The following is a 20857-nucleotide window of genomic DNA, read 5'->3' on the forward strand; positions in this document are numbered from 1 at the left end:
CGGACATGGGAAAGATCAAGGAACTTCGTATCCTGCCGCCTTTCGCCATCGGCAGGCTGGGCTCCGCGGAAGACCCCCTCGACAACTATACGATCGCGACCGATGCGGAAGGACCGCTAGGTTACCGCACTATCGTGCCCGCCGAGACACTGATCGTCGATGAAGCGTCGGGCGAGATCAGCGGCACTCATGTTCCCGCGCGGATGCAGTTCAAGCGGGACAAGAAAATCCGCCCGGTAGCGCCGTTCCTCGAGCTCTTCGCGGTGAACGCGAAGAACGAGCTGGTGCCGGTGACCGAGGATTTGCTGGCGGGGGCCAAACTCTCCTGGCGGGTCGCGGTGGCCAACCGCAAGGTCGTCCGGCGTACCCGCGATAAGGCGGACCTCGTCTCGGCCCATACCGGCTGGTTCAGCGATCACGCGCCGCAGAGGCTCAAAGGGTATTGCACGAACTTCATTTCGAAGGACGCCTTCGTCGATTTCGGCAGCGTGCGCTTCATCAAACCCAACGAGAAGTATCCGCAGATCAGGCTGCGCTTCACACCGGCGAAGGGACTCATCTACGGACCGCATGCGCCCGACGCCCCCGATCCGATCATCCCGGCCGAGCGCGCCATCTACGACCACGGCAAGGATCGCGGCACGTGGTACAAGTTCGAAGCGGATGGCAAGGATGAAACCGTTCCGCCCTCGCTCTTCGCCATCGAGCCGCCGGCGCCGTCATGGCTCAACGACAATATCGCCATCAGCCGCGGCTATTTCGACGATGCCTGCGACGGCTTCGTCGAGGCGAAGCTTAACCTTTCCGATGGCCACGTCCTCACCGCCTCGGCGCGCATCTGCGCCTCGCCGCCCGCGGTCGTGCCGGATTCGCTTTTCGTGCGCAGCCTTGCCGATGATCTGGAACAAGTCATCCATGGACCGGCAGTCGCCGATGACGAGGCGCCGGAAATCACGCAGGCGCGCGCCGAGGATATTGTCCGCCGCGCCTTCGAGACGGTACGCTTCCTCAATGTCGCGGTCCTGAACGGCAACGACTACAAGGGCCGGTCGGCGCTGTCGCTCGATTCCATGCCCGAGGAAGAGGCCGCCGACACCGAGCGCGCCATCCGCCCGGTGATCACGCCGGAAGGCGCCGACACGCTGGCCATACTCACCTTGCATCAGCAGGTCTACGCCGCCTTGCGTGGTGGTGCCGCTCCCTGGTTCCTGCGCCTGCTGCGCAATCCTGACGAGGTCTCCGACTTCACCGATCGCGGACGGCGCAAGATGCCGGCCTTGATGTGCGGCGCCGACAACAGCTATCTCGCCCTCACGCACCGCCAGATCGATACCATCCGCAAAGTGGCCGAGGGCACGCTCGGTACCGTCGCGGCGGCGCCCAAGGTATTGGCGCTCACGCCACGCAATCTCACCGCCCAGATCCATTATGAAGCGGCGGGCAATCCGGTGAGCTCACGGCCGGTGACGTCGGTCGCCAATTGCTGCCCCGGGCTCGAAGTGGATTTCCGCGCCATATGGCGACGCATGCTCGAGGGCCTGGAACTGCGCGAATATGACAATCTGATCGTCAATGCCGATCCTGAATTCGCCGAGTTGAAGGGCCATCGCCTGCTGCGCATCACCTTGCCGGACGGCCAGAAGCCAATCGAGCCGATGAACTACATCAGGGGGCCGGCGACCTCGGATCCCGACGGCTACATCATCCTCACCACAGCTGAGAATCCTTATGGCCTCGCCCCGCTCGAATGGTCGAATGCGCTGGCGCGGCTGTTGAATGGCTTCCAGGGCGAGACGGTCGACTGCGATATCTCCCTCAACGCGGAGGAGGCGCAGGTCCCGCGGCAGGAGGATCCGCCGAACTTCAAGACCTACCGCTTCAAGGTCCGGTATTTCTTCGATCCCGGCACCGCGGTCATATCGGAGGCCCTGGCCGAGGCGGGCGAACTCACGCAAGGCCTGTGCTCGCCCTGGCAGAACGACTACCGCGAATGCTCCTGCTACTATTGGGCCTCGGCGCGGCCCGATTTTGTGAATGTCGAGCCCGGCCCCAAGGGCTTGAGCCACGGCGACAACTGGCTGCAGAAAAAGCGCACCGGACAATATGTGGCCGATGATTATGTCGATTCCCGCCTCGTCTTCTATGACGAGCTGTTCACCGACTGGGAGAAATGGCTGCGCTTCCAGGTGAAAGGCCGCGATGCGCCGGGCGAGGAGCGGTCGTGAGCGGGGCCGCTCGGTTTTACATGCAGGCCTCACGCCCGCGACTGCCCGCGGCGCATCTTCTGGCCACCGATGCCGGCCGGCATCTCTTCGTCGCCGATGGCAGCCGGCTGTTCGATATCGAGGCGGATCTCTTCGCCGAATTCGAGACGGCGCTGACGGGGCTGGATTCCGGCAAGGTCGCCCGCCTGCTGGCGCAGGCCGGGCTCGATAGCGCGCCCCTGATCGATGATGTGCCCTTGCCGCCTCCGCCAATTCACGCATTATCCCTGGCGGTGGCGCAGAAATGCAATCTCGGCTGCACCTATTGTTATGCCGAGCAGGGCGGCTTCGGCGGGGCGCCGAAGAACATGCCGCTCACCACCGCGCTGCAATCGGTCGATCAATTGATCGGGAATGCGGCGCCGGGAGCCAAGCTCAATCTGTCCTTTCTGGGCGGCGAGCCTCTGGTCAACCGGCCGGTGCTTCAGGCGGCGACGCTGCACGCCGCCGATCGCGCGCGCCGGAAGGATGTGCCGATCACCTTTTCGATCACCACCAATGGCACGCTCGTCACCGAAGCTGATGCGGACTTCTTCGAGGAGCACGGCTTCGCGGTGACGATCAGCCTCGACGGCATCGGGGCCGCGCATGACGCCCAGCGGCCCTTCCGCAATGGCCAGGGCAGTTTCGACCGCATCATGGCGCGGATCGCACCGCTTCTCGCACGTCAGCGCCGCATGCAGGTATCGGCGCGGGTGACCGTCACGTCGCGCAATCTCGATCTGCGCACGACGCTCGACGGCTTCATCGCCCATGGCTTTCACAGCGTCGGCTTCTCGCCGATGCTCGCCTCGCCGTCGGGCCAAGGCGAGATGCAGGCCGGCGATCTTGAATTGATGCTCGCCCAGATGATCGAGTGCGGGCGTGAATTCGAGCGCCGCACGCTGGCTGGCCAGCGTTATCCCTTCGCCAATATGCTGAATGCCATGCGCGAGATCGGGCGCGGCACGCACCGGCCTTACCCTTGTGGCGCCGGCGCCGGCTATCTCGGCGTTTCCGCTTCGGGTAATTTCGCCGCCTGTCACCGTTTCGTCGATGACGAGGAGGGCGCCATGGGCTCGCTCACCCACGGGATCGACACCGCCCGGCAAGCGGCGTGGCTGGCCGAGCGGCATGTCCATCGCCAGGAGCCGTGCAAGGGCTGCTGGGCGCGCTATCTCTGCGGCGGCGGCTGCCATCACGAAGTGACGAAGCGCGGCCGTCCGGCCTGCGACTACATCAGAGGCTGGCTGCATTATTGCCTCGAGGCCTATTTGCGTCTGGGCCAGGCCGCGCAACAGCCGATGGCGGGGTGAGCCTATGGCGAGAGTGTGCGTCATCGGCGGCGGTCCGGCGGGCAGCGTCTTCGCCATCCGCATGGCGCAACTCGGCCACCAGGTGGAGCTTATCGAGCCTGTCGCCTTTCCGCGCCCGCATCTAGGCGAGTCCTTGAGCCCTGGCGTCCCGGCACTCCTCCAGAGCCTGGGCGCAGAAGACGCTCTGGCGGGCTCCCGCCCGGTGCGCCAGGTCGAGGTTGCCTGGGAGGGAGCACCGCAGATCCGCCTCGACGAGCGCCAGGAAGGACGTCTGGTCGATCGTGGCTATTTCGATTCTCTGCTGCTCGATCATGCGCGAAGCTTAGGCGTCGGCATCCGCCAGCCGGCCCGGATCGTCGACCGCCGGCACGATGCGGAAGGCTGGCGTCTCGTCATCGAAACCGAAACGGGGAGCCAGAGCATCGCGGCCGATTTCCTGGCGGATGCGCGCGGCCGCAATGGCGCTCCATCCTGGCGCAGGCAGCCGGCCGGGCCCGCGACGCTCGCCCTTCATGCTTACTGGAAAGGGCCGGGTCTTCCCGACCATCCGGTGATCCGGGCCGGCGACGACGCCTGGTACTGGTCGGTGCCGCTTCCCGATGGCTCCTGCAACATCCAGGTCTTCGTCGATGCGCACGCCTTCGGCGCGGCGCGCAAGGACACACTCGATTCACGCTATCTGGATCTGCTCGACCGTTCCGGCTTCAGGCCCGGCGCGCCTGCCGGCCGGGTTCAGGCGACGAACGCCTCGGCCTATGTGGCGCTCGCCGCCACGACGGCGGCAAGCATCGCGCTGGGCGAAACCGCTCTGGCGCTGGATCCTCTGTCATCGAGCGGCGTGCAGAAGGCGATCCAGACGGCGCTCGCCGGCGCCATCGTCGCCAATACGCTCATAGGGCGGCCGGCCTCCGCCAGCGCCGCCATGGCCTTCTATCAGGGAAGCCTGGAGGAAGCGTCGACGCGCCATCGATCCTGGGCCGCGGGCTACTATGCGGAAGCGGCGCGCGCGCGGCCGGCGGCCTTCTGGCGCGACCGCGCGGCCGCCATGCCCGGGAACGCCCGCCGCCGCGCCGCGGTTTCCGCCGATATGGCCAGTGTCGCTTCCCAGCCGGTCGAACTGTCGCGCGATCTCGTCATTGCAGATCTGCCCTGCATCGAGGGCGATTTCGTCACGCTGCGCAAGACGCTGCGCCATCCGGATCTTGCCGGCCCTGTCGCCTATCTCGGCGATCAGCCGCTGGCGCCCCTGCTGGGCGACTTTTTGCCGGGCGCGACGCTGGTCGAAATCGCGCAAGGCTGGTCACGCCGCATGCCGTTCAAATCCGCTTTGTCGATCGCCATCTGGCTGCGCAATAATGGCGTCCTTGTCGCGCGCAGCGAGGCCCGGCGATGACATCGCTCACCGAATGGCTCAACGAACGTGGCTTTGCCGAGCATGCGCAGCTTTTTGCCGACAACGACGTCGATCTGGCCACCTTGCTCCTTCTCACCGACGGCAACCTCAAGGAGCTCGGTCTTTCCTTCGGGGCGCGCAAGCGCCTGCTCAATGCGCTGGCCGAGTACAAGGCGGCGAGACCCGAGCCCATGGCCCGCGCCGAGGAGCGCCGCCAGCTCACCGTGATGTTCTGCGACATGGTCGGCTTCACGGCACTTGCGCAGCGCATCGACCCGGAAGTGCTCAAGGATGTCGTGCGCGGCTATGAGGATGCCTGCGCCGCCTGCATCGCCCGTTACGAGGGGTATCTGTTCCAGCGTCTGGGCGACGGCATCGTCGCCTTCTTCGGCTTTCCGCTCGCGCATGAGCGCGAGGCCGAGCGCGCCATCCGCGCCGGGCTCGACATCATTGACGCCATGACGCGTTTCAAATCTCCCGATGGCAGCAGGCTCGAGGTCCGCATCGGCATCGCCACCGGCATCGTCGTCGTTTCCGCCGATGGACGCACCGCCGTCAGCGAGACCATGAATCTGGCGGCCCGCCTGCAGAGCGTGGCGCAGAAGGGCACGCTTGCGGTGAGCTCCAAGGTGCGCAAGCTCGCCGGCGATGCCTTCGACTATGAGGATTTGGGCGCGCATAGCCTCAAGGGCATCACGCTTCCCGTCCATATCTACCGTGCGCTGGGGCTTGCCAGCGCCGAAAGCCGACAGGCCAAGGACAAGCCGCTCATCGGGCGCGGCGCCGAGATGGAGACGCTGCTCGACAAATGGCGCAGCGTCCAGGACGGGGGCAAGGGTTTTACCGTCAATGTCTGCGGCGAGCCGGGTATCGGCAAGAGCCGCATCGCCGATGCGTTGTGCGCCTGTCTCGAACATGAGAATGCACAGATTTGGCGATTCCAGTGTTCTCCCTTCCATCTCAACAGCGCCTTCTATCCGATCAGGACGCATCTCGACGAGGTGCTGCAGATCAGTGGTGACAGTCCTGTTGATGTCAGGCTCGACAAGCTGGAGGCGCTGATCGTCGGGCGCTATGGCTTGCCGCTCTCCGATGTGCGCTTCATCGCCGGCATGATGTCCATCCCGTGTGACGCCCGTTATGGCGCGCTCGACATATCGCCACGGCTCGCCAAGGAGGAGACGGTCCGCGTGATGGAGGACATGGTGGCCGCCGCCGCCCGCTTGCGCCACACGCTGTTGCTGTTCGAGGACATGCACTGGGCCGATCCGACGACGCTCGAGACTTTGGAAAGGCTGATCGGCAAGCTCGCCGGCATACCCTTGTTGATCGTCGCCACCTATCGGCCGGAGTTCGAGCCGCACTGGTCGCGTCATGTCGATGTCGCGGTCCTCAATCTTGCCAAGCTCACTGCTCAGCAAAGCAAGGAAATGATCGGGCGGCTGGCCGAGGGCAAGTCGCTGCCGGCCGAGATCGTCGAGCGCATCATCGCCAAGACCGATGGCGTGCCGCTCTTCGTCGAGGAGCTGACGCGCAACATCCTGGAATCGGGCGGACTGGTCGAGGCGGGCGGGCGCTATGTCTATGCCGGCGACGCTTTGGGCTTCGCCATCCCGGAAACCCTTCGCGACTCGCTTGCCGCGCGTCTCGACCGATTGGCCAAGGCGAGGCCGGTCGCCCAGATCGGCTCGGTGGCCGGGCGCACCTTCAGTTTTGAGCTTTTGGCGGCGCTCAATCAGATGGACGATGCGTCTCTGGCTGAGGGCCTGGCGGAATTGACCGCTTCGGGTCTTGCGGTGAGTACAGGCACCGCACCCGGACCGGTGTCGTATACATTCAAGCATGCGCTGGTCCAGGACGTGGCTTATGACTCCCTTTTGCGCAGCCAGCGCAAACCGCTGCATGCGCGGATCGCCCAGGTGCTGGAGGAACGCCATCCCGAGACGCGCGATCGCGAGCCCGAGCTGCTCGCGCATCATTATACGGCGGCGGATGATCCGGCCGCCGCAGCACCGCTCTGGCTCAAGGCGGGCGAGGTGGCCATGCAGCGCTTCGCCGTGCCGGAGGCCGTCAGCCATTTGCACAAGGGCATCAATCTGCTCGAGACCGCGTCGCCGGGTCCTGAACGCGACCTGCTGGAGTTGCGGTTTCGCGCCTCTCTGGGTCCGGCGCTGGTCGCCGGGCGCGGCTGGGGGCATCCGGAACTGAGCGCGGTGCTGGAGCCCGCCTGGGCGCTCGCCCACCGGCATCGGCATCGCCAGGCCTATCTGCCGATCCTGAATGCGCTTTGGGTGCATACAATGTGCGTCGACCGTCTCGACGTGTCATTGCGCTGGGCCGAGAAGCTGCTCGAAGTCGGCGTCGAGACGGGCGACGAAAACCTGGTCGTCGTCGGTCATCGCGCGATTTCGGGGTCGGCTTTCTGGCAGGGCCGGTTCGATCTGGCCAAGGCGCATGGCGACAAGCTTCTGGCGATGTATGATGCTGAAAGGCACCGGCACATCGCACAGCTCACCAATACCGATCCCTTGACCGGCGAAGGCATCTACCGGGCGCAATATCTCTGGATCATCGGCTATCCGGACCAGGCGGTGGCGGCGAGCAACGAAAGAGACGATCATGCCCGCCGCCGCAATCATCCCTTCGACCTCGCCTTCTCGCTGACGCTCGGTGCGCAGGTTTTCGATTTCCTGTGCGAGCCAGATGAGTTGCTGGCGCGCGCCGAAGAGGCCGACAGTGTCGGCCGCCGCTTCGGCGTCTCGCTCTTCTTCGAGGTCATGGCGGAGATCAGCCGCGGCATCGCATGGCTCAGGGCTGGACGCCATAGCGACAGCGCCATGCGCATCGACCGGGCCATCACGCGTCTTGCCGCGACCGGCCACCGCATCTGGATTGCCTATTTGCGGGCGCTCCAGGCTGAGGCGCTGGCACTTGGCGGCGACCTCGATACCGCCGATCGGCTTGTCGATGAAAGCATCGCCAGGATCAGGGCGGGCGAGGAACGTTGCCACCTAGCCGAGGTGCTGCGCCTCAAGGGCTGGCTGCTGGCGCAACGGGGCAGGCTGGATGAGGCGGAGGGGCGGCTTTACGAGGCGATTGCCTTGGCGCGCGCGCAAGGGGCGAAATCCTGGGAGCTGCGCGCCACGACGACTTTCGCGCGGCTTCTCGCCGATCGCGGCGAGCATGAGCGGGCCTTCGACATACTGGCGGCCATCCACGGCTGGTTCAGCGAAGGATTCGCCAGCCGGGATTTGAAGGCGGCCGCGACTTTGCTCGACGAGCTTCGGCTGCATATCAGCAAGGGAGGAATGAGGAATGCCGGGTGACAAGCACAAGACCGACGAGATGGCCATCCGCCGCCTGGATGAGGAGTGGGGCAAGGCCGCGACGGCCAAGGATCTCGAAGCCGTGGTGAGTTTCTACGCGCCTGACGGTTCGCTGGTCTGGCCGGGGGCGCCCGCTTCGCATGGCACCCAGCACATCCGCGCCAGCTGGAAGGAAATGATGGACACGACGCCCGGGCTCAATCTGCGTTTCACGCCCGAACGCATTGTGATCTCGGATGACGCGTCGCTGGCCTCGGATTTCGGCAAGGTCGAGTTCGGCCATGAGGTCAAGGGCAAGCCGGTCATGGATATCGCCAAATATGTCGTGGTCTGGCGCAAGGAGAAGGGGAGCTGGAAGGTTCTCTATGACAGTTACAACGTGAACTCTTGAGAAAGTTCTGCAGGGCTGCCCGGAGAGGGCGTTAACCGGACAGCCCTGCACGAGACGAGTTCTAAACGATCAGGTCGCGATCCCGGACCGGAGATGCGCTTTGTGAGCGTACGCTAGAACTTGCCGCGTTCCTTGGATTGTGTCGCGTAGAGCGCCGACGTCGCGATCACATGCGGACTGCAGACGGCCATCGGCCTCGGCGGGTTGCCGGTCTTCACCACCGTGATGCCGATATCATCCAGCACTTCGGGCCCGAGCGCTTCCAGAGCTTCCAATTCGGCGCGCTCGATCTGCCTCGCCCGCCAGGCCTTGAACTTGGCGATCATCAGGGCGTTGAATTTGTCCAGGAGAACGAGGACGCCCGGACGGACGGTCGTGCGATGCTCGACATGCGTGTTCATGGGTCTCTCTCCTATGCTCTCCGGCTCTTGAACGGCCGGTCCTCGAATTCTGCAGAGGAATCTAAGGGCCGATGCACGGCCTGTCTGTGCGGAAACTCACAGGCGCCTGGTGTGTGGGATTGTTGCTGGATCACGATGAGTTCAATCCAAACTCAAAAACGTGATCGATTCTTGTTAGTTAGCGCGGGATTGCTTGCGAAAAACCGGTGCCCGCTTTTTCGCATCCTTGCGGGAGCGGCGCATGATGCCTATTTGTGCGCCATGCCCAATCCGCTGCAACGCCTCATACCGCGCCGCTGGCGCAAGCAGACGCCCCTCGTTCATGTCGTGCGCCTTCAGGGCGCCATTGGCATCGGCACACCCTTCAAGCCGCCTTTGACGCTCGAAGGGATTGCCGCGACGCTCGAGCGCGCTTTCGCCCGCAAGGGCATTGCCGCCGTCGCCCTCGTGGTCAACTCGCCGGGCGGCGCCGCGGTCCAGTCGGCCTTGATCCATGCCCGCATCCGTGCGCTGAGCGCCGAGAAGAACATACCGGTCTATACTTTCTGCGAGGACGTGGCGGCTTCCGGCGGCTATTGGCTGGCCTGCGCGGGTGATGAAATCTATGCCGATGCAAGCTCGATCGTCGGCTCCATCGGCGTGATTGCCGCGGGCTTCGGCTTTGTCGATGCGATCGGGAAGCTCGGCATCGAGCGGCGCGTGCATACGGCGGGCGAGAGCAAGGCGATCCTCGATCCCTTCCAGCCCGAGAAGCCTGAGGATGTCGAACGCCTTATGAGGCTGCAACGCGATGTACACGAAGAGTTCAAGGCGCTGGTGCGCGCCCGCCGCCGGGGCAGGCTCAGCGGTGACGAGGCGGAGCTCTTTTCCGGCGCCTTCTGGTCGGGCCGCCAGGCATTGGCCTTGGGCCTTATCGACGGCATCGGCCATCTGCGGGATGTGATGCGGGCCAGATTCGGCGACAAGACCGAGTTCAAGGTCATCGCCAAGCCCGCCGGCTGGGGCTTGCGGCGGCTGGGTTTCGGCACCAGTATGGACCTGGGGTCAGGCCTCATTGATGCCATGGAAATACGTGCATTATGGGCACGGTTCGGTTTATGATACCCCGGATTGAGACTGGAAGGACCGTTTCATGTTGAAAGCCTTGACGATAACCCTGGTCGGCCTGTTGGCCGCCGCCGCCCTGAAGCAGCTCGTGGATGGCCTGAATGCCGCCAAGGCCCGGGTCGCCGTCAAGCGTCGTCCTGTGGATCCGCGCGCCGTCAAGCGCCTCAGGCAGGACCCCAAGACCGGGATTTATTATCCCGACGCCTGAGATTTTGGCTAGATCACGATGAGTTTGGATCGAATCGATCCAAACTCATAAACGTGATCGAGTCTTATATGTTGCGCGGGATTCTTGCGAAAAATCGGTGTCCACTTTTTCGCATCCCGCGCAAAATCGACATTAGGACACTTTTCCGCCCTTAAATAGTTGCCGCCGGGTCTAGTTTTCGTCATGCGAACATGGCTAGATTGTCATGTCGCTTGTCGACACTCCATCAGCAACCGTTAAGGACGGCCCATGATTCGATCCCAATCGATCACCTCCCTCTTTTTGACCAGTTCGCTCTTCCTTGCTACGGCCCTGGCGGGCCCGGCGATTGCCCAGGAAGGCGCCAAAATCAAGCGTGGCCAGTGGCCCTCGGTGGAAACCGGTGCCGGCGCCGCCAATGCGCCGAAGGCGGGTGACAGCAAGGGGCCGTCCGCCAAGCCGGGCGCCATGAACGTCACCCGCAAGGCGCCCGAGCAGCAGACGCCGGCCGCCCAGCTCGATGCCCTGTCCGGCATGTCGATGAGCCGGGACGGCAAGGCCCGCGCCGTCAAGGTGCCGAACCGCCTCAAGGGCATGATGCTGAAGGGCAAGAGCGCCCAGGCGATCCAGGAAGCGCCAAAGCCCGGCAAGCTGGTGCCGATCAAGGACACCACGCAATATCCTTACACGGCGGTAGGCTTGCTCTCCAATGGCTGCTCAGGCACCCTGATCGGCAAGCGCTTCGTGCTCACCGCCGCCTATTGCATCTTCAATCCGGAGACCAAGCAGTGGGACCAGAATCTCGATTTCTATCCGGGCATCAATGGCGATGAGCGTCCCTTTGGCGGCGTGCAGTGGAAGAATGCCTGGGTAACCAAGGGCTTCGCCGAAAAGGGTGATTGGAACCTGGCTTTCGGTCTGGTCGAATTGCAGAGCGATGTCGGCGACCAGAATGGCTGGTTCGGTTTTGGCCATCTGCCGCAGATTCCGAAAGGCCCGGCCATGACCGGCTATCCGGCGGGCGTGCCCGACTTCACCATGTGGGAAACCACCTGCCCCGTGAAGGCCGCCGACAAGTCCTTCATCGCCTATAGCTGCCCGCTCAAGAAGCCGCTGCAAGGCATGGCGGGCGCAGGCATCTGGGTCGTCGACAAGCAGTCGAACGGCCCCATGCTGATTGCCCTTCACGGCGGTTCGCTCAAGGGCGCCGATATGTGGGGACAGCGCATCAATGAAGAGGCCTTCTACACGCTGCAGGCCTGGATGAAGGACGCCGACCAGGGTGGCGACGAGGTCACCGACGACGACACCCAGGGTGACGAAACCGCCGACGATACCGGCACGGGCGGCGACGAGGTCAATCCCGACGATACCCAGGGCGATGAGGACGAAGAATCGCAGGCGCCCAAGAAGCAGTAAGTCGACTTCTCCTTGACCCATAGGGGCTAGCCCCATAGTTTGCGCCCGCAACACCTAGATCACGATCACTTCAGGTCGGTTCGACCTGAAGTGATAAACGTGATCGGAATATTTAATTTGGCGCGTGATCGGACGGAAAACCGGTACCCACTTTTCCTGATCACGCGCACGTATTGCGGGCGCAAATGTCTTTGAATCCACGCAAATCCTTCCAGGACTTGATCCTCACGCTCCATCAGTACTGGGGCGAGAAGGGTTGCGTCATCCTGCAGCCTTACGACATGGAAGTGGGCGCCGGCACCTTCCATCCGGCGACGACCTTGCGTTCGGTCGGCCCCCGGCCCTGGGCGGCGGCCTATGTGCAGCCCTCCAGGCGTCCCAAGGACGGGCGCTATGGCGAGAACCCGAACCGCCTGCAGCATTATTATCAGTATCAGGTCATCATCAAGCCGTCGCCGCCTGATCTCCAGGAGCTCTATCTGGGCTCGCTCTATGCGATCGGCATCGAGCCCGATCTGCATGACATCCGTTTCGTCGAGGACGACTGGGAAAGCCCGACGCTGGGCGCCTGGGGGCTCGGCTGGGAAGTATGGTGCGACGGCATGGAAGTCTCGCAGTTCACATACTTCCAGCAGGTCGGCGGCCTCGATTGCGCGCCGGTCTCGGGCGAGCTCACCTACGGTCTCGAGCGGCTCGCGATGTATGTCCAGGGCGTCGACAATGTCTATGACCTGAACTTCAATGGCGGGGACGGGGCCAAGCGCATCAGCTATGGCGATGTGTTCCTGCAGGCCGAACAGGAATTCTCGCGCTTCAACTTCGAATATGCCGATACCGACATCCTGCTCCAGCATTTCAAGGATGCCGAGAAGGAGTGTCTGGCGCTCCTGAAGGCGGGCGACAGAGGTGGCCGCCATGAGCTGGCGCTGCCGGCCTACGACCAGTGCATCAAGGCAAGCCATGTGTTCAACCTGCTCGATGCGCGGGGCGTGATCTCGGTCACCGAGCGCCAGGCCTATATTCTGCGCGTGCGCGAATTGGCCAAGGGCTGCTGCGAGGCCTGGGCGAAGACCGCCGGCGGCGGCGCTGACGTGAAGGAGGCCGCCCATGGCTGAACTCCTTCTCGAACTCTTCTCCGAGGAAATCCCGGCGCGCATGCAGGCCAAGGCGGCGGATGATCTCAAGTCTCTCGTCACCAACGCGCTCGTCGAGGCGGGCCTTCTCTATGAAGGCGCCCAGGCGCATGCCACGCCACGCCGTCTCGTGCTTTCGGTCGAAGGTCTTTCGGCCAAGACCAGGGATGTGCGCGAGGAGCGCAAGGGTCCGCGCGTCGATGCGCCGGAGCAGGCGATCCAGGGCTTCCTCAAATCGACCGGTCTGACCCTCGCCGACCTGACCGTGCAGGACGACAAGAAGGGCAAGTTCTATATCGCGACCTTGAGCAAGCCCGGCCGCGCCACCGCGGACGTGATCGCCGAGATCGTGCCCGACGTCATCCGCAAATTCCCCTGGCCCAAATCGATGCGCTGGGGGTCGGGTGATCTGCGCTGGGTGCGGCCGCTGCAATCCATCCTCTGCTGCTTCGATGGCGAGGTGGTGGATTTCGCCATCAATGGCATCAAGAGTGGAAACACGACTCGCGGGCACCGCTTCATGGCGCCTGAAGCGATGACCGCGCGCCGCTTCGAGGACTATGCCCAGAAGCTCCATGATGCCAAGGTGGTGATCGATTCCGCCCGCCGCGCCGAGCTCATCCGTGTCGAGGCGAAGAACTTGGCCTTTGCGCAAGGCCTCGAGATGATCGAGGACGAGGCGCTGCTGAAGGAGACCGCCGGCCTCGTCGAATGGCCGGTCGTGCTGATGGGCTCGTTCGAGGAGAGCTTCCTCGACGTGCCGCCGGAAGTGATCGTCACCTCCATCAAGACGCATCAGAAATGCTTCGCGCTGAGGGACGGCAAGACCGGCAAGCTCGCCAACCGCTATCTGCTCGTCTCCAACATGATCGCGCGCGATGGCGGCGAGCAGATCATCGCCGGCAACAACAAGGTCATCGCGGCGCGCCTGTCGGACGCGAAATTCTTCTGGGACCACGACAAGAAGATTCCGCTTGAGAAGCTGCTGCCCAAGCTCGACCAGATCACCTTCCACGCCAAGCTCGGCACGCAGGGCGAGCGGGTGAAGCGCTTCGAGGGCTGGGCCAATGATCTTGCCGCCTTTTGCCGGGCCGACAAGGCGGCGGCACAGCTGGCGGTGCGTCTGAGCAAATCCGATCTCCTCACCGGCGTGGTCGGCGAGTTCCCCGAGCTGCAAGGGCTCATGGGGCGCTATTATGCGCTTTATGAAGGCAAGGGCGATGACATCGCCGCCGCGATCCAGGAGCACTACCGGCCGCAAGGGCCGAATGATGCGGTGCCTTCGAAGCCGCTGTCGATCGTCTCGGCGCTGGCCGACAAGCTCGACACGCTGGTCGGCTTCTGGGCGATCGACGAGAAGCCGACAGGCTCGAAGGATCCTTACGCCTTGCGCCGCGCCGCGCTCGGCGTCATCCGCATCGTGCAGGAGAACCGGGTCCGGCTTCCGCTTTTGAAGCTCTTCGACGGCGGTTTGCAACTCTATCGCAACCAGCGCGGGCAGGAATTCGGCCGCGACTTCGACAGGCTCGATCTGCTCTCCTTCTTCGCTGACCGCCTGAAGGTCTATCTGCGTGATCAGGGCATGCGCCACGATCTCATCGATGCGGTCTTCGCGCTGGGCGGGCAGGACGACCTTCTGATGATCGTCAAGCGGGTCGAGGCGCTGTCGAAGTTCCTCGAAACCGAGGATGGCAAGACTCTGCTCGCCGGTGTCAAGCGCGCCACCAATATCCTCAAGATCGAGGAGAAGAAGGACGGGCGCACTTATGAGGGTGACATCAATTCGATGATCCTCATCCAGGGCGAGGAGAAGGAGCTCAACACCGCGGTCAACGCCGCGGCGGCGCAGGCCCGCAAGGCGGTCGCGGCCGAAGACTTCGAGGGCGCGATGCGGGCGATCACCAAGCTCAGGGCCCCGGTCGATGCCTTCTTCGACAAGGTCACCGTCAATGCCGATGACCCGTCCTTCCGCGAGAACCGGCTGAAGCTCTTGAACCGCATCCGCGCCGCGACCCGCGAAGTGGCGGACTTCTCCCGGATCGAGGGGTAGATGCGGGGGCGGCGCCAAGGCTGCCTCGAGAGTTTCTGCCAAGCTGCCTGTCGCGCCACGGGACTGGACGATTTTGGCGACCCATATTATCGCACCGGCTTGCGCGTTCTTCTGCGGGCCTTGCGTCGCGACGTGAGGCTGACTTTGATCGGCCACATGCTGCTCAGGCGCAGTGTCTCACTGGCGCTCGAACAGCGCCTCCTGATCCAGGAGGCGAGAAAGGCGCAGCCTGAACTGTTCGCAGCCCCCTTGCTGCCGCCTCTCGTCATCACCGGCATGCCGCGCTGCGGCACGACCTTTCTTCATCGCCTCCTGGCCGTCGATGAAACGATGCGGGCGCCGATACTGCGCGAGCTCGTCGAACCGGTCGCGCGTGAGCCGGGCGTGAGCCACAGCTTGCGTGACCTCCGTCTCAAGACCGAGCTCGCGGTGATGCGCCATCTCAATCGCGAGCTCGATGCGCGGCATTTCATCAGAAGCGATGCGCCGGAGGAATGCATGTTCGCCTTGGCGGTCACATTCCGCACCATCCTGCCCTGGACGCTGGCGCCGGTGCACGCCTTTCTCGCCTGGTACATGCATGCCGATCGCCGCCAGAAATACCGCGAATATCGCGACATCCTGGCGCTCCTGCAGCGCCGCGATCCGGGGCGGCGCCTCCTGCTCAAGGCGCCCGATCATCTGGGCTCGCTCAGCGAGCTCATCGCCGCCGTCCCGGAGGCTCTGATCGTCGTGTGCCGGCGCGATCCCGCCATCGCCCTGACGAGCTTCAACAGTCTCATCGACGGACTGCATCGGGTGACGGCGCATGACACGGATCGCGTGAGGCTCGGCCAAGCCAGTCTGTCTTTCTACGCCGCCGAGACGGAGCGCTACGTCGCGGCGCGCCGGACATGGCCAGACCATATTCTCGAAGTCGACTATGAGAACTTGACGCGCCGGCCGCTCGATGTGGTTTCCGACATTTATCGCCGCCTCGGTCTTCCCGTCGGAGCCGGTCTTGAAGAGCGATTGTGGGCTTTCATCGCCGGCAACCCCAAGGACAAACACGGCAGGCACGTCTATTCGGCGGCCGATTTTGGGCAGACAGCCGATGAAATCAGACAACGTCTGGGCCATTTTTGTTGATGCGTTAATACTGCGTCGTCCTCATCGCAACTGCACACTTGATTTCGCAGTTGCGATATGGCTAGTGCGCAGGACGAGCGGCGCTCGCTACTGAAACCGGCCGATCCTGTCCTAAAGGGAGCAATAGGTGTGACTCAGCAAGCGAATGGGAAACTCGTTTACCGCTTCGGCGACGGCAAGGCCGACGGCGCGGCGGGTATGAAGAATCTGCTCGGCGGCAAGGGTGCCAATCTCGCCGAGATGGCCAATCTCGGACTGCCTGTTCCGCCCGGCTTCACTATCACCACCGAGGTCTGTACCGGCTATTACAAGAATGGCCGCCTTTATCCGACAGCGCTCGCCGCCGATGTCGATACGGCGCTGGCGGAAATCGGCCGCATCGTCGGCTGCGCTTTCGGCGATGCCCGCAATCCGCTTCTCGTTTCGGTCCGTTCCGGCGCCCGCGCCTCGATGCCGGGCATGATGGACACGGTGCTCAATCTCGGCCTCAATGACGAGACCGTCGAAGGCCTCGCCGCGCGGGCCAATGACCGCCGCTTCGCCTATGACAGCTATCGCCGCTTCATCCACATGTATTCCGACGTCGTGCTCGGCGTCGAGCATCATCAGTTCGAGGACATTCTGGGTGAGTACAAGGACGAGAAGGCGCTTGGCCTCGATACCGATCTCACCGCCGAGGACTGGCTGAAGGTCATCGCCAAATACAAGGCCTGGGTCGAGAAGGAGACCGGCAAGCCCTTCCCGCAGGATGTGAAGGAGCAGCTCTGGGGCGCCATCAGCGCCGTCTTCCAATCCTGGATGTCGGCGCGTGCCATCACTTATCGCAGGCTGCACAATATCCCGGAAGACTGGGGCACCGCCGTCAATGTGCAGGCGATGGTGTTTGGCAATCTGGGCGACAGTTCGGCGACGGGCGTCGCCTTCACCCGCAACCCCTCGACGGGTGTGCATGAGCTCTATGGCGAGTTCCTCGTCAATGCGCAGGGCGAGGACGTCGTGGCCGGCATCCGCACGCCGCAGAACATCACCGAGATGGCGCGCATCGAGGCCGGCTCGAAAGCACCGTCGCTCGAGAAGCTGATGCCGGAGACCTTCGCCGAGCTGACCCGCACCTTCGCCCAGCTCGAGAAGCATTATCGCGACATGCAGGACATGGAGTTCACTATCCAGAGTGGCAAGCTGTGGATGCTGCAGACGCGCTCCGGCAAGCGCACCGCCAAGGCGGCGCTGAAGATCGCCGTCGATCTCGCCGATGAAGGCCTGATCAGCCATGAGGAAGCGGTGCGCCGCATCGATCCGGCCTCTCTCGACCAGTTGTTGCATCCGACCCTCGATCCCAACGCCAAGCGCGAGATAATCGGGCAGGGCCTGCCGGCTTCGCCGGGCGCGGCTTCGGGCGAGATCGTCTTCGATTCGGACGAGGCCGAGAAGTTGAAGGAACAGGGCCGCAATGTCATCCTGGTGCGCGTCGAGACGAGTCCCGAGGACATTCACGGCATGCATGCGGCGGAAGGCATCCTCACCACGCGCGGCGGCATGACGTCCCACGCGGCGGTGGTGGCGCGCGGCATGGGCAAGCCCTGTGTGTCCGGCGCCGGCAGCATCCGTGTCGACTATCGCCAGGGGACGCTCACCGCTTTGGGCGTAGTGCTCAAGAAAGGCGACATCGTCACCATCGACGGCTCGACCGGTCAGGTGATGAAGGGTGCCGTTCCCACCGTCAAGCCCGAGCTCTCGGGCGATTTCGCCATCATCATGGAATGGGCGGACAAGGCGCGGCGCATGAAAGTTCGCGCCAATGCCGAGACGCCCCTCGATGCCAGGGCGGCGCGCGATTTCGGTGCCGAGGGCATCGGTCTCTGCCGCACCGAGCACATGTTCTTCGACGCCGACCGGATCGTCGCGGTGCGTGAGATGATCCTGGCGTCGAGTGAAAAGGGCAGGCGCGCCGCCCTCGCCAAGATCCTGCCGATGCAGCGCCAGGACTTCATCGAGCTGTTCGAGATCATGGCCGGTCTGCCGGTGACGATAAGGCTGCTCGACCCGCCGTTGCATGAATTCCTGCCGCATAACGACGAGGAGATCGCCGAGGTCGCGGCGGTGATCGGCGTCACGCCCGATGCGCTCAGCGCCCGGGTGGCCGAACTGCACGAGTTCAACCCGATGCTCGGCCATCGCGGCGTGCGGCTGGCCGTCTCTTATCCGGAGATCGCGGAGATGCAGGCGCGCGCCATTTTCGAGGCAGCGGCCGCGGTCGGCCGCAAGACCGGCGCGCCGCCCATTCCGGAAGTCATGGTGCCTCTCGTTGCCTGCAAGGCCGAGCTCGACATCGTCCGCGACCGCATCGTCGCCATCGCCGAGGCGGTGCGTCAGGAGACCGGCAGCAAGCTCGACTATCTCGTCGGCACCATGATCGAATTGCCGCGCGCCGCGCTCAGGGCCGCCGACATCGCTCAGACCGCTGAGTTTTTCTCCTTTGGCACCAATGACCTGACCCAGACCACTTTCGGCATCAGCCGCGATGATTCGGCCCGTTTTCTGGGTGAATACACGGCCAAGGGCGTGTTCAAGACCGACCCCTTCGTGTCGCTCGATATCGAAGGCGTGGGTGAACTTGTGCAGATCGCCGCTGAGCGTGGCCGGGCGACAAGGTCCGCCATCAAGCTCGGCATTTGCGGCGAGCACGGCGGCGATCCGGCCTCGATCCAGTTCTGCGAGCAAGTGGGGCTTGATTACGTTTCTTGCTCGCCTTTCCGCGTGCCCATAGCCCGGCTCGCCGCAGCTCAGGCAACCCTCGCCAAACGTGGCTGAATTATGGCGAAACACCCGTCTAAGGCCTTGTTAACCTTGAAGCATTTAGTGGCTGATTATAGGCCGCTTTGTGTTGCCGCCATGGTTAACCTATGCTAAACGCTGAAGGATCATACTACCGGCTGTTCGGGAAACTTTAAGAGTTTAGACGGTAGCGCGAGGGGAAGTGAGACCATCAAGTCGAACGCATAGGCATTTCGAGCCGCATTATCGCGAGCCGCTGCAGCCGGAAGAGCGGAGCAGCGTGCTTAGCTACGTGCCTTATGTATTCGGCGGCGCGATGCTGGTCGCGAGCTTTGCCTTTGCCGGCCACTATATGGGCCGCAATGCCGATGCTCACAGTCTCGGCTTCGAAGATCCCATCATCGCCAGTACTTCGCCGGTCTCGACACTGATCCAGAAGGGCTCGCTCATGCCGAGTGATGCCAAACTCGATCTGATCAGCCTGCCCATCATCCACGAGCAGGAAGTCGTCTCGACCGGCAAGGGCGATTATATCGCGCCGGAGCCCGATGTGCCGGTCCTCGCTGCGAAGCCCGAGCCGGAAAAGGTCGAGGAGCGTCTTGCCATGACGCCACCGGTCTGGAAGCTCGAATCCACCTTCAAGCTCAAGCGCAACGAGAAACAGAAGATCGTCGCGCAGCGTCGTATCCGCCTCGCCGAAGAGAACTGCCTTGCCAAGGCGGTCTATTTCGAAGCCCGCTCCGAATCGGAGTTGGGCCAACTCGCGGTGGCAAAGGTCGTGCTCAACCGCGTCAAGGATCCGAACTATCCGAAAACGATCTGCGGCGTGGTCTATCAAGGCTCCGACCGTCGCAATTCCTGCCAGTTCTCCTTCGCCTGCGACGGTGTCGCCGACGAAGTGAAGAGCAAGGCGGCCTGGGACCGCTCCAAGAAAATCGCCCAGAAGGCGATTGCCGGCGATCAGACCATCCGCGTCATCGGCGCGGCCACCAATTACCATGCCGATTATGTGCGTCCGAAATGGGCGAAAGAGATGCGCAAGCTCATCAAGATCGGCCGTCACATCTTCTATTCCGACAGTTAGCCGAGACCGCGCTTCAAAACTCTTGACGGCTCGTTAAGGTCTGTCATGTGTAAGAGAATTTTGGTGTGCCTTATTGGCCTCAAGGCCCCTTGTGTCGTTTCCGACGGCATGAAATTATCCGGCCATTGGGGCTCTTGGTTACAACAGGGTTGGTGTTTTGTTCGTGGTGGCTTCTTCGAAAATGTGGCAACGCCAAAGGGCGGGGTTTGAGTTCTCAGTGGCGGACAGACGCGGACGTCTGATGCGTTCGACTTGTGCGGCGCTCCTGGCCAGTGCTTGTCTTGCCACGCCGGCTCTTGCGCAGCAGCCCAATTCTCCCAATGCCGTCACTTTCCTGGTCGGACGCGGTACCGACACTGATTTCACCCAGATTATCAGCCAGCCCTGGACGACACACTTCGTCGACCTGACCCTGCTGGGGATCACCTATTCCTACCGGCTGGGAACGCTGAACGAATTGTTCGATTCGGACACGCTCGGCTATTTTGGCGATCATCTGATGGTCGAGCCGGAAGCGGGAGCGGCTTATCGCTTCGGGCTCGAATCGCAGGGCGAGTTCTGGGGAGCGCTCTACTTCCGCTATGACGGCCTGCCGTGGAACGACACGATCTATACAACCTTGGCGATCAACACGGGTTTGAGCATCCTGACCGAGTCGTCGGATTTCGAGGCCGACCGCAGCGACGGTGATTCCTCTCTCGTGCTGCACAATTTCTCGCCCGAGATCACATTCGCCGCTCCGGACTACAAGGACATCGAGCTCGTGCTCAGACTTCAACATCGCTCCGGCATCTTCGGAACGATCGATGGCGTCTATAGCGGCTCGACCTTCGTCACGACCGGCCTGCGCGTGCGGTTCTGATCCCGCTAATGCATCGGACCGAAAAGTGCGAAGCGGTTTTCG

At 63.3% G+C, this 20857-nt stretch carries 14 protein-coding genes and 1 pseudogene; 14 read left to right on the forward strand and 1 reads right to left on the reverse strand.

What is annotated here, in order from left to right:
• The first annotated feature begins 5 nt into the window (after positions 1-5).
• Genes G5V57_RS33965 through G5V57_RS16880 form a run of 5 tightly spaced genes read left to right on the forward strand, consistent with a single transcriptional unit; the run spans position 6 to position 8669 of the window.
• Positions 6-2225: a hypothetical protein gene (locus G5V57_RS33965; RefSeq protein ID WP_206530278.1), complete on the forward strand. Its 2220-nt coding sequence runs from the start codon at positions 6-8 to the stop codon at positions 2223-2225.
• Positions 2222-3559 carry a radical SAM/SPASM domain-containing protein gene (locus G5V57_RS16865; protein WP_206530279.1) on the forward strand — a complete coding sequence of 446 codons (1338 nt, stop codon included), beginning with the start codon at positions 2222-2224 and terminating at the stop codon, positions 3557-3559. Before G5V57_RS33965 ends, G5V57_RS16865 begins: the two co-directional genes overlap by 4 nt.
• A 4-nt stretch (positions 3560-3563) precedes the next feature.
• On the forward strand, positions 3564-4952 hold the full coding sequence (locus G5V57_RS16870; protein ID WP_165168754.1) for an NAD(P)/FAD-dependent oxidoreductase: 1389 nt from the start codon (positions 3564-3566) through the stop codon (positions 4950-4952).
• Complete coding sequence (locus G5V57_RS16875; RefSeq protein ID WP_165168755.1) at positions 4949-8278, forward strand: adenylate/guanylate cyclase domain-containing protein; 3330 nt, start codon at positions 4949-4951, stop codon at positions 8276-8278. The genes G5V57_RS16870 and G5V57_RS16875 overlap by 4 nt, the downstream gene beginning before the upstream one ends.
• Entirely contained in the window at positions 8268-8669 is a 402-nt protein-coding gene (locus tag G5V57_RS16880) for an SgcJ/EcaC family oxidoreductase (RefSeq protein ID WP_165168756.1), read from the forward strand. Before G5V57_RS16875 ends, G5V57_RS16880 begins: the two co-directional genes overlap by 11 nt.
• Before the next feature lie 113 nt (positions 8670-8782).
• Here G5V57_RS16880 and G5V57_RS16885 read toward each other — a convergent pair whose 3' ends face one another.
• Positions 8783-9070, reverse strand: coding sequence for a DUF1127 domain-containing protein (locus G5V57_RS16885; protein WP_165168757.1), 288 nt, complete (start codon positions 9068-9070; stop codon positions 8783-8785).
• Positions 9071-9331: 261 nt separating this feature from the next.
• On the opposite strand from G5V57_RS16885, the gene G5V57_RS16890 reads away from it, so the two are divergent.
• From G5V57_RS16890 to G5V57_RS16930, 9 genes and pseudogenes are all read left to right on the forward strand, one after another.
• Positions 9332-10171: a S49 family peptidase gene (locus tag G5V57_RS16890; RefSeq protein WP_165168758.1), complete on the forward strand. Its 840-nt coding sequence runs from the start codon at positions 9332-9334 to the stop codon at positions 10169-10171.
• Positions 10172-10202: 31 nt separating this feature from the next.
• A complete protein-coding gene (locus tag G5V57_RS16895) occupies positions 10203-10385 on the forward strand; it encodes a hypothetical protein (protein ID WP_165168759.1) in 183 nt (60 codons plus the stop codon).
• A gap of 249 nt (positions 10386-10634) precedes the next feature.
• Positions 10635-11783: a serine protease gene (locus G5V57_RS16900; RefSeq protein ID WP_165168760.1), complete on the forward strand. Its 1149-nt coding sequence runs from the start codon at positions 10635-10637 to the stop codon at positions 11781-11783.
• Between the two features lie 185 nt (positions 11784-11968).
• Complete coding sequence (locus tag G5V57_RS16905; protein WP_165168761.1) at positions 11969-12898, forward strand: glycine--tRNA ligase subunit alpha; 930 nt, start codon at positions 11969-11971, stop codon at positions 12896-12898.
• Positions 12891-14966 (forward strand): glycine--tRNA ligase subunit beta, encoded by a 2076-nt coding sequence (glyS, locus tag G5V57_RS16910; protein WP_165168762.1) that lies wholly within the window; start codon positions 12891-12893, stop codon positions 14964-14966. The genes G5V57_RS16905 and glyS overlap by 8 nt, the downstream gene beginning before the upstream one ends.
• Complete coding sequence (locus G5V57_RS16915) at positions 14967-16094, forward strand: sulfotransferase (protein ID WP_165168763.1); 1128 nt, start codon at positions 14967-14969, stop codon at positions 16092-16094.
• A gap of 57 nt (positions 16095-16151) precedes the next feature.
• A complete protein-coding gene (gene ppdK, locus G5V57_RS16920) occupies positions 16152-18905 on the forward strand; it encodes a pyruvate, phosphate dikinase (protein ID WP_165168764.1) in 2754 nt (917 codons plus the stop codon).
• Between the two features lie 658 nt (positions 18906-19563).
• Positions 19564-19953 (forward strand): annotated as a pseudogene (locus tag G5V57_RS35275) (cell wall hydrolase); the annotation flags it as partial.
• A 241-nt stretch (positions 19954-20194) separates the two neighbouring features.
• Complete coding sequence (locus tag G5V57_RS16930) at positions 20195-20815, forward strand: hypothetical protein (RefSeq protein ID WP_165168766.1); 621 nt, start codon at positions 20195-20197, stop codon at positions 20813-20815.
• Positions 20816-20857: the final 42 nt, after the last annotated feature.

Origin of the sequence: Nordella sp. HKS 07, from assembly GCF_011046735.1 — a bacterium.
Taxonomy (GTDB): domain Bacteria; phylum Pseudomonadota; class Alphaproteobacteria; order Rhizobiales; family Aestuariivirgaceae; genus Taklimakanibacter.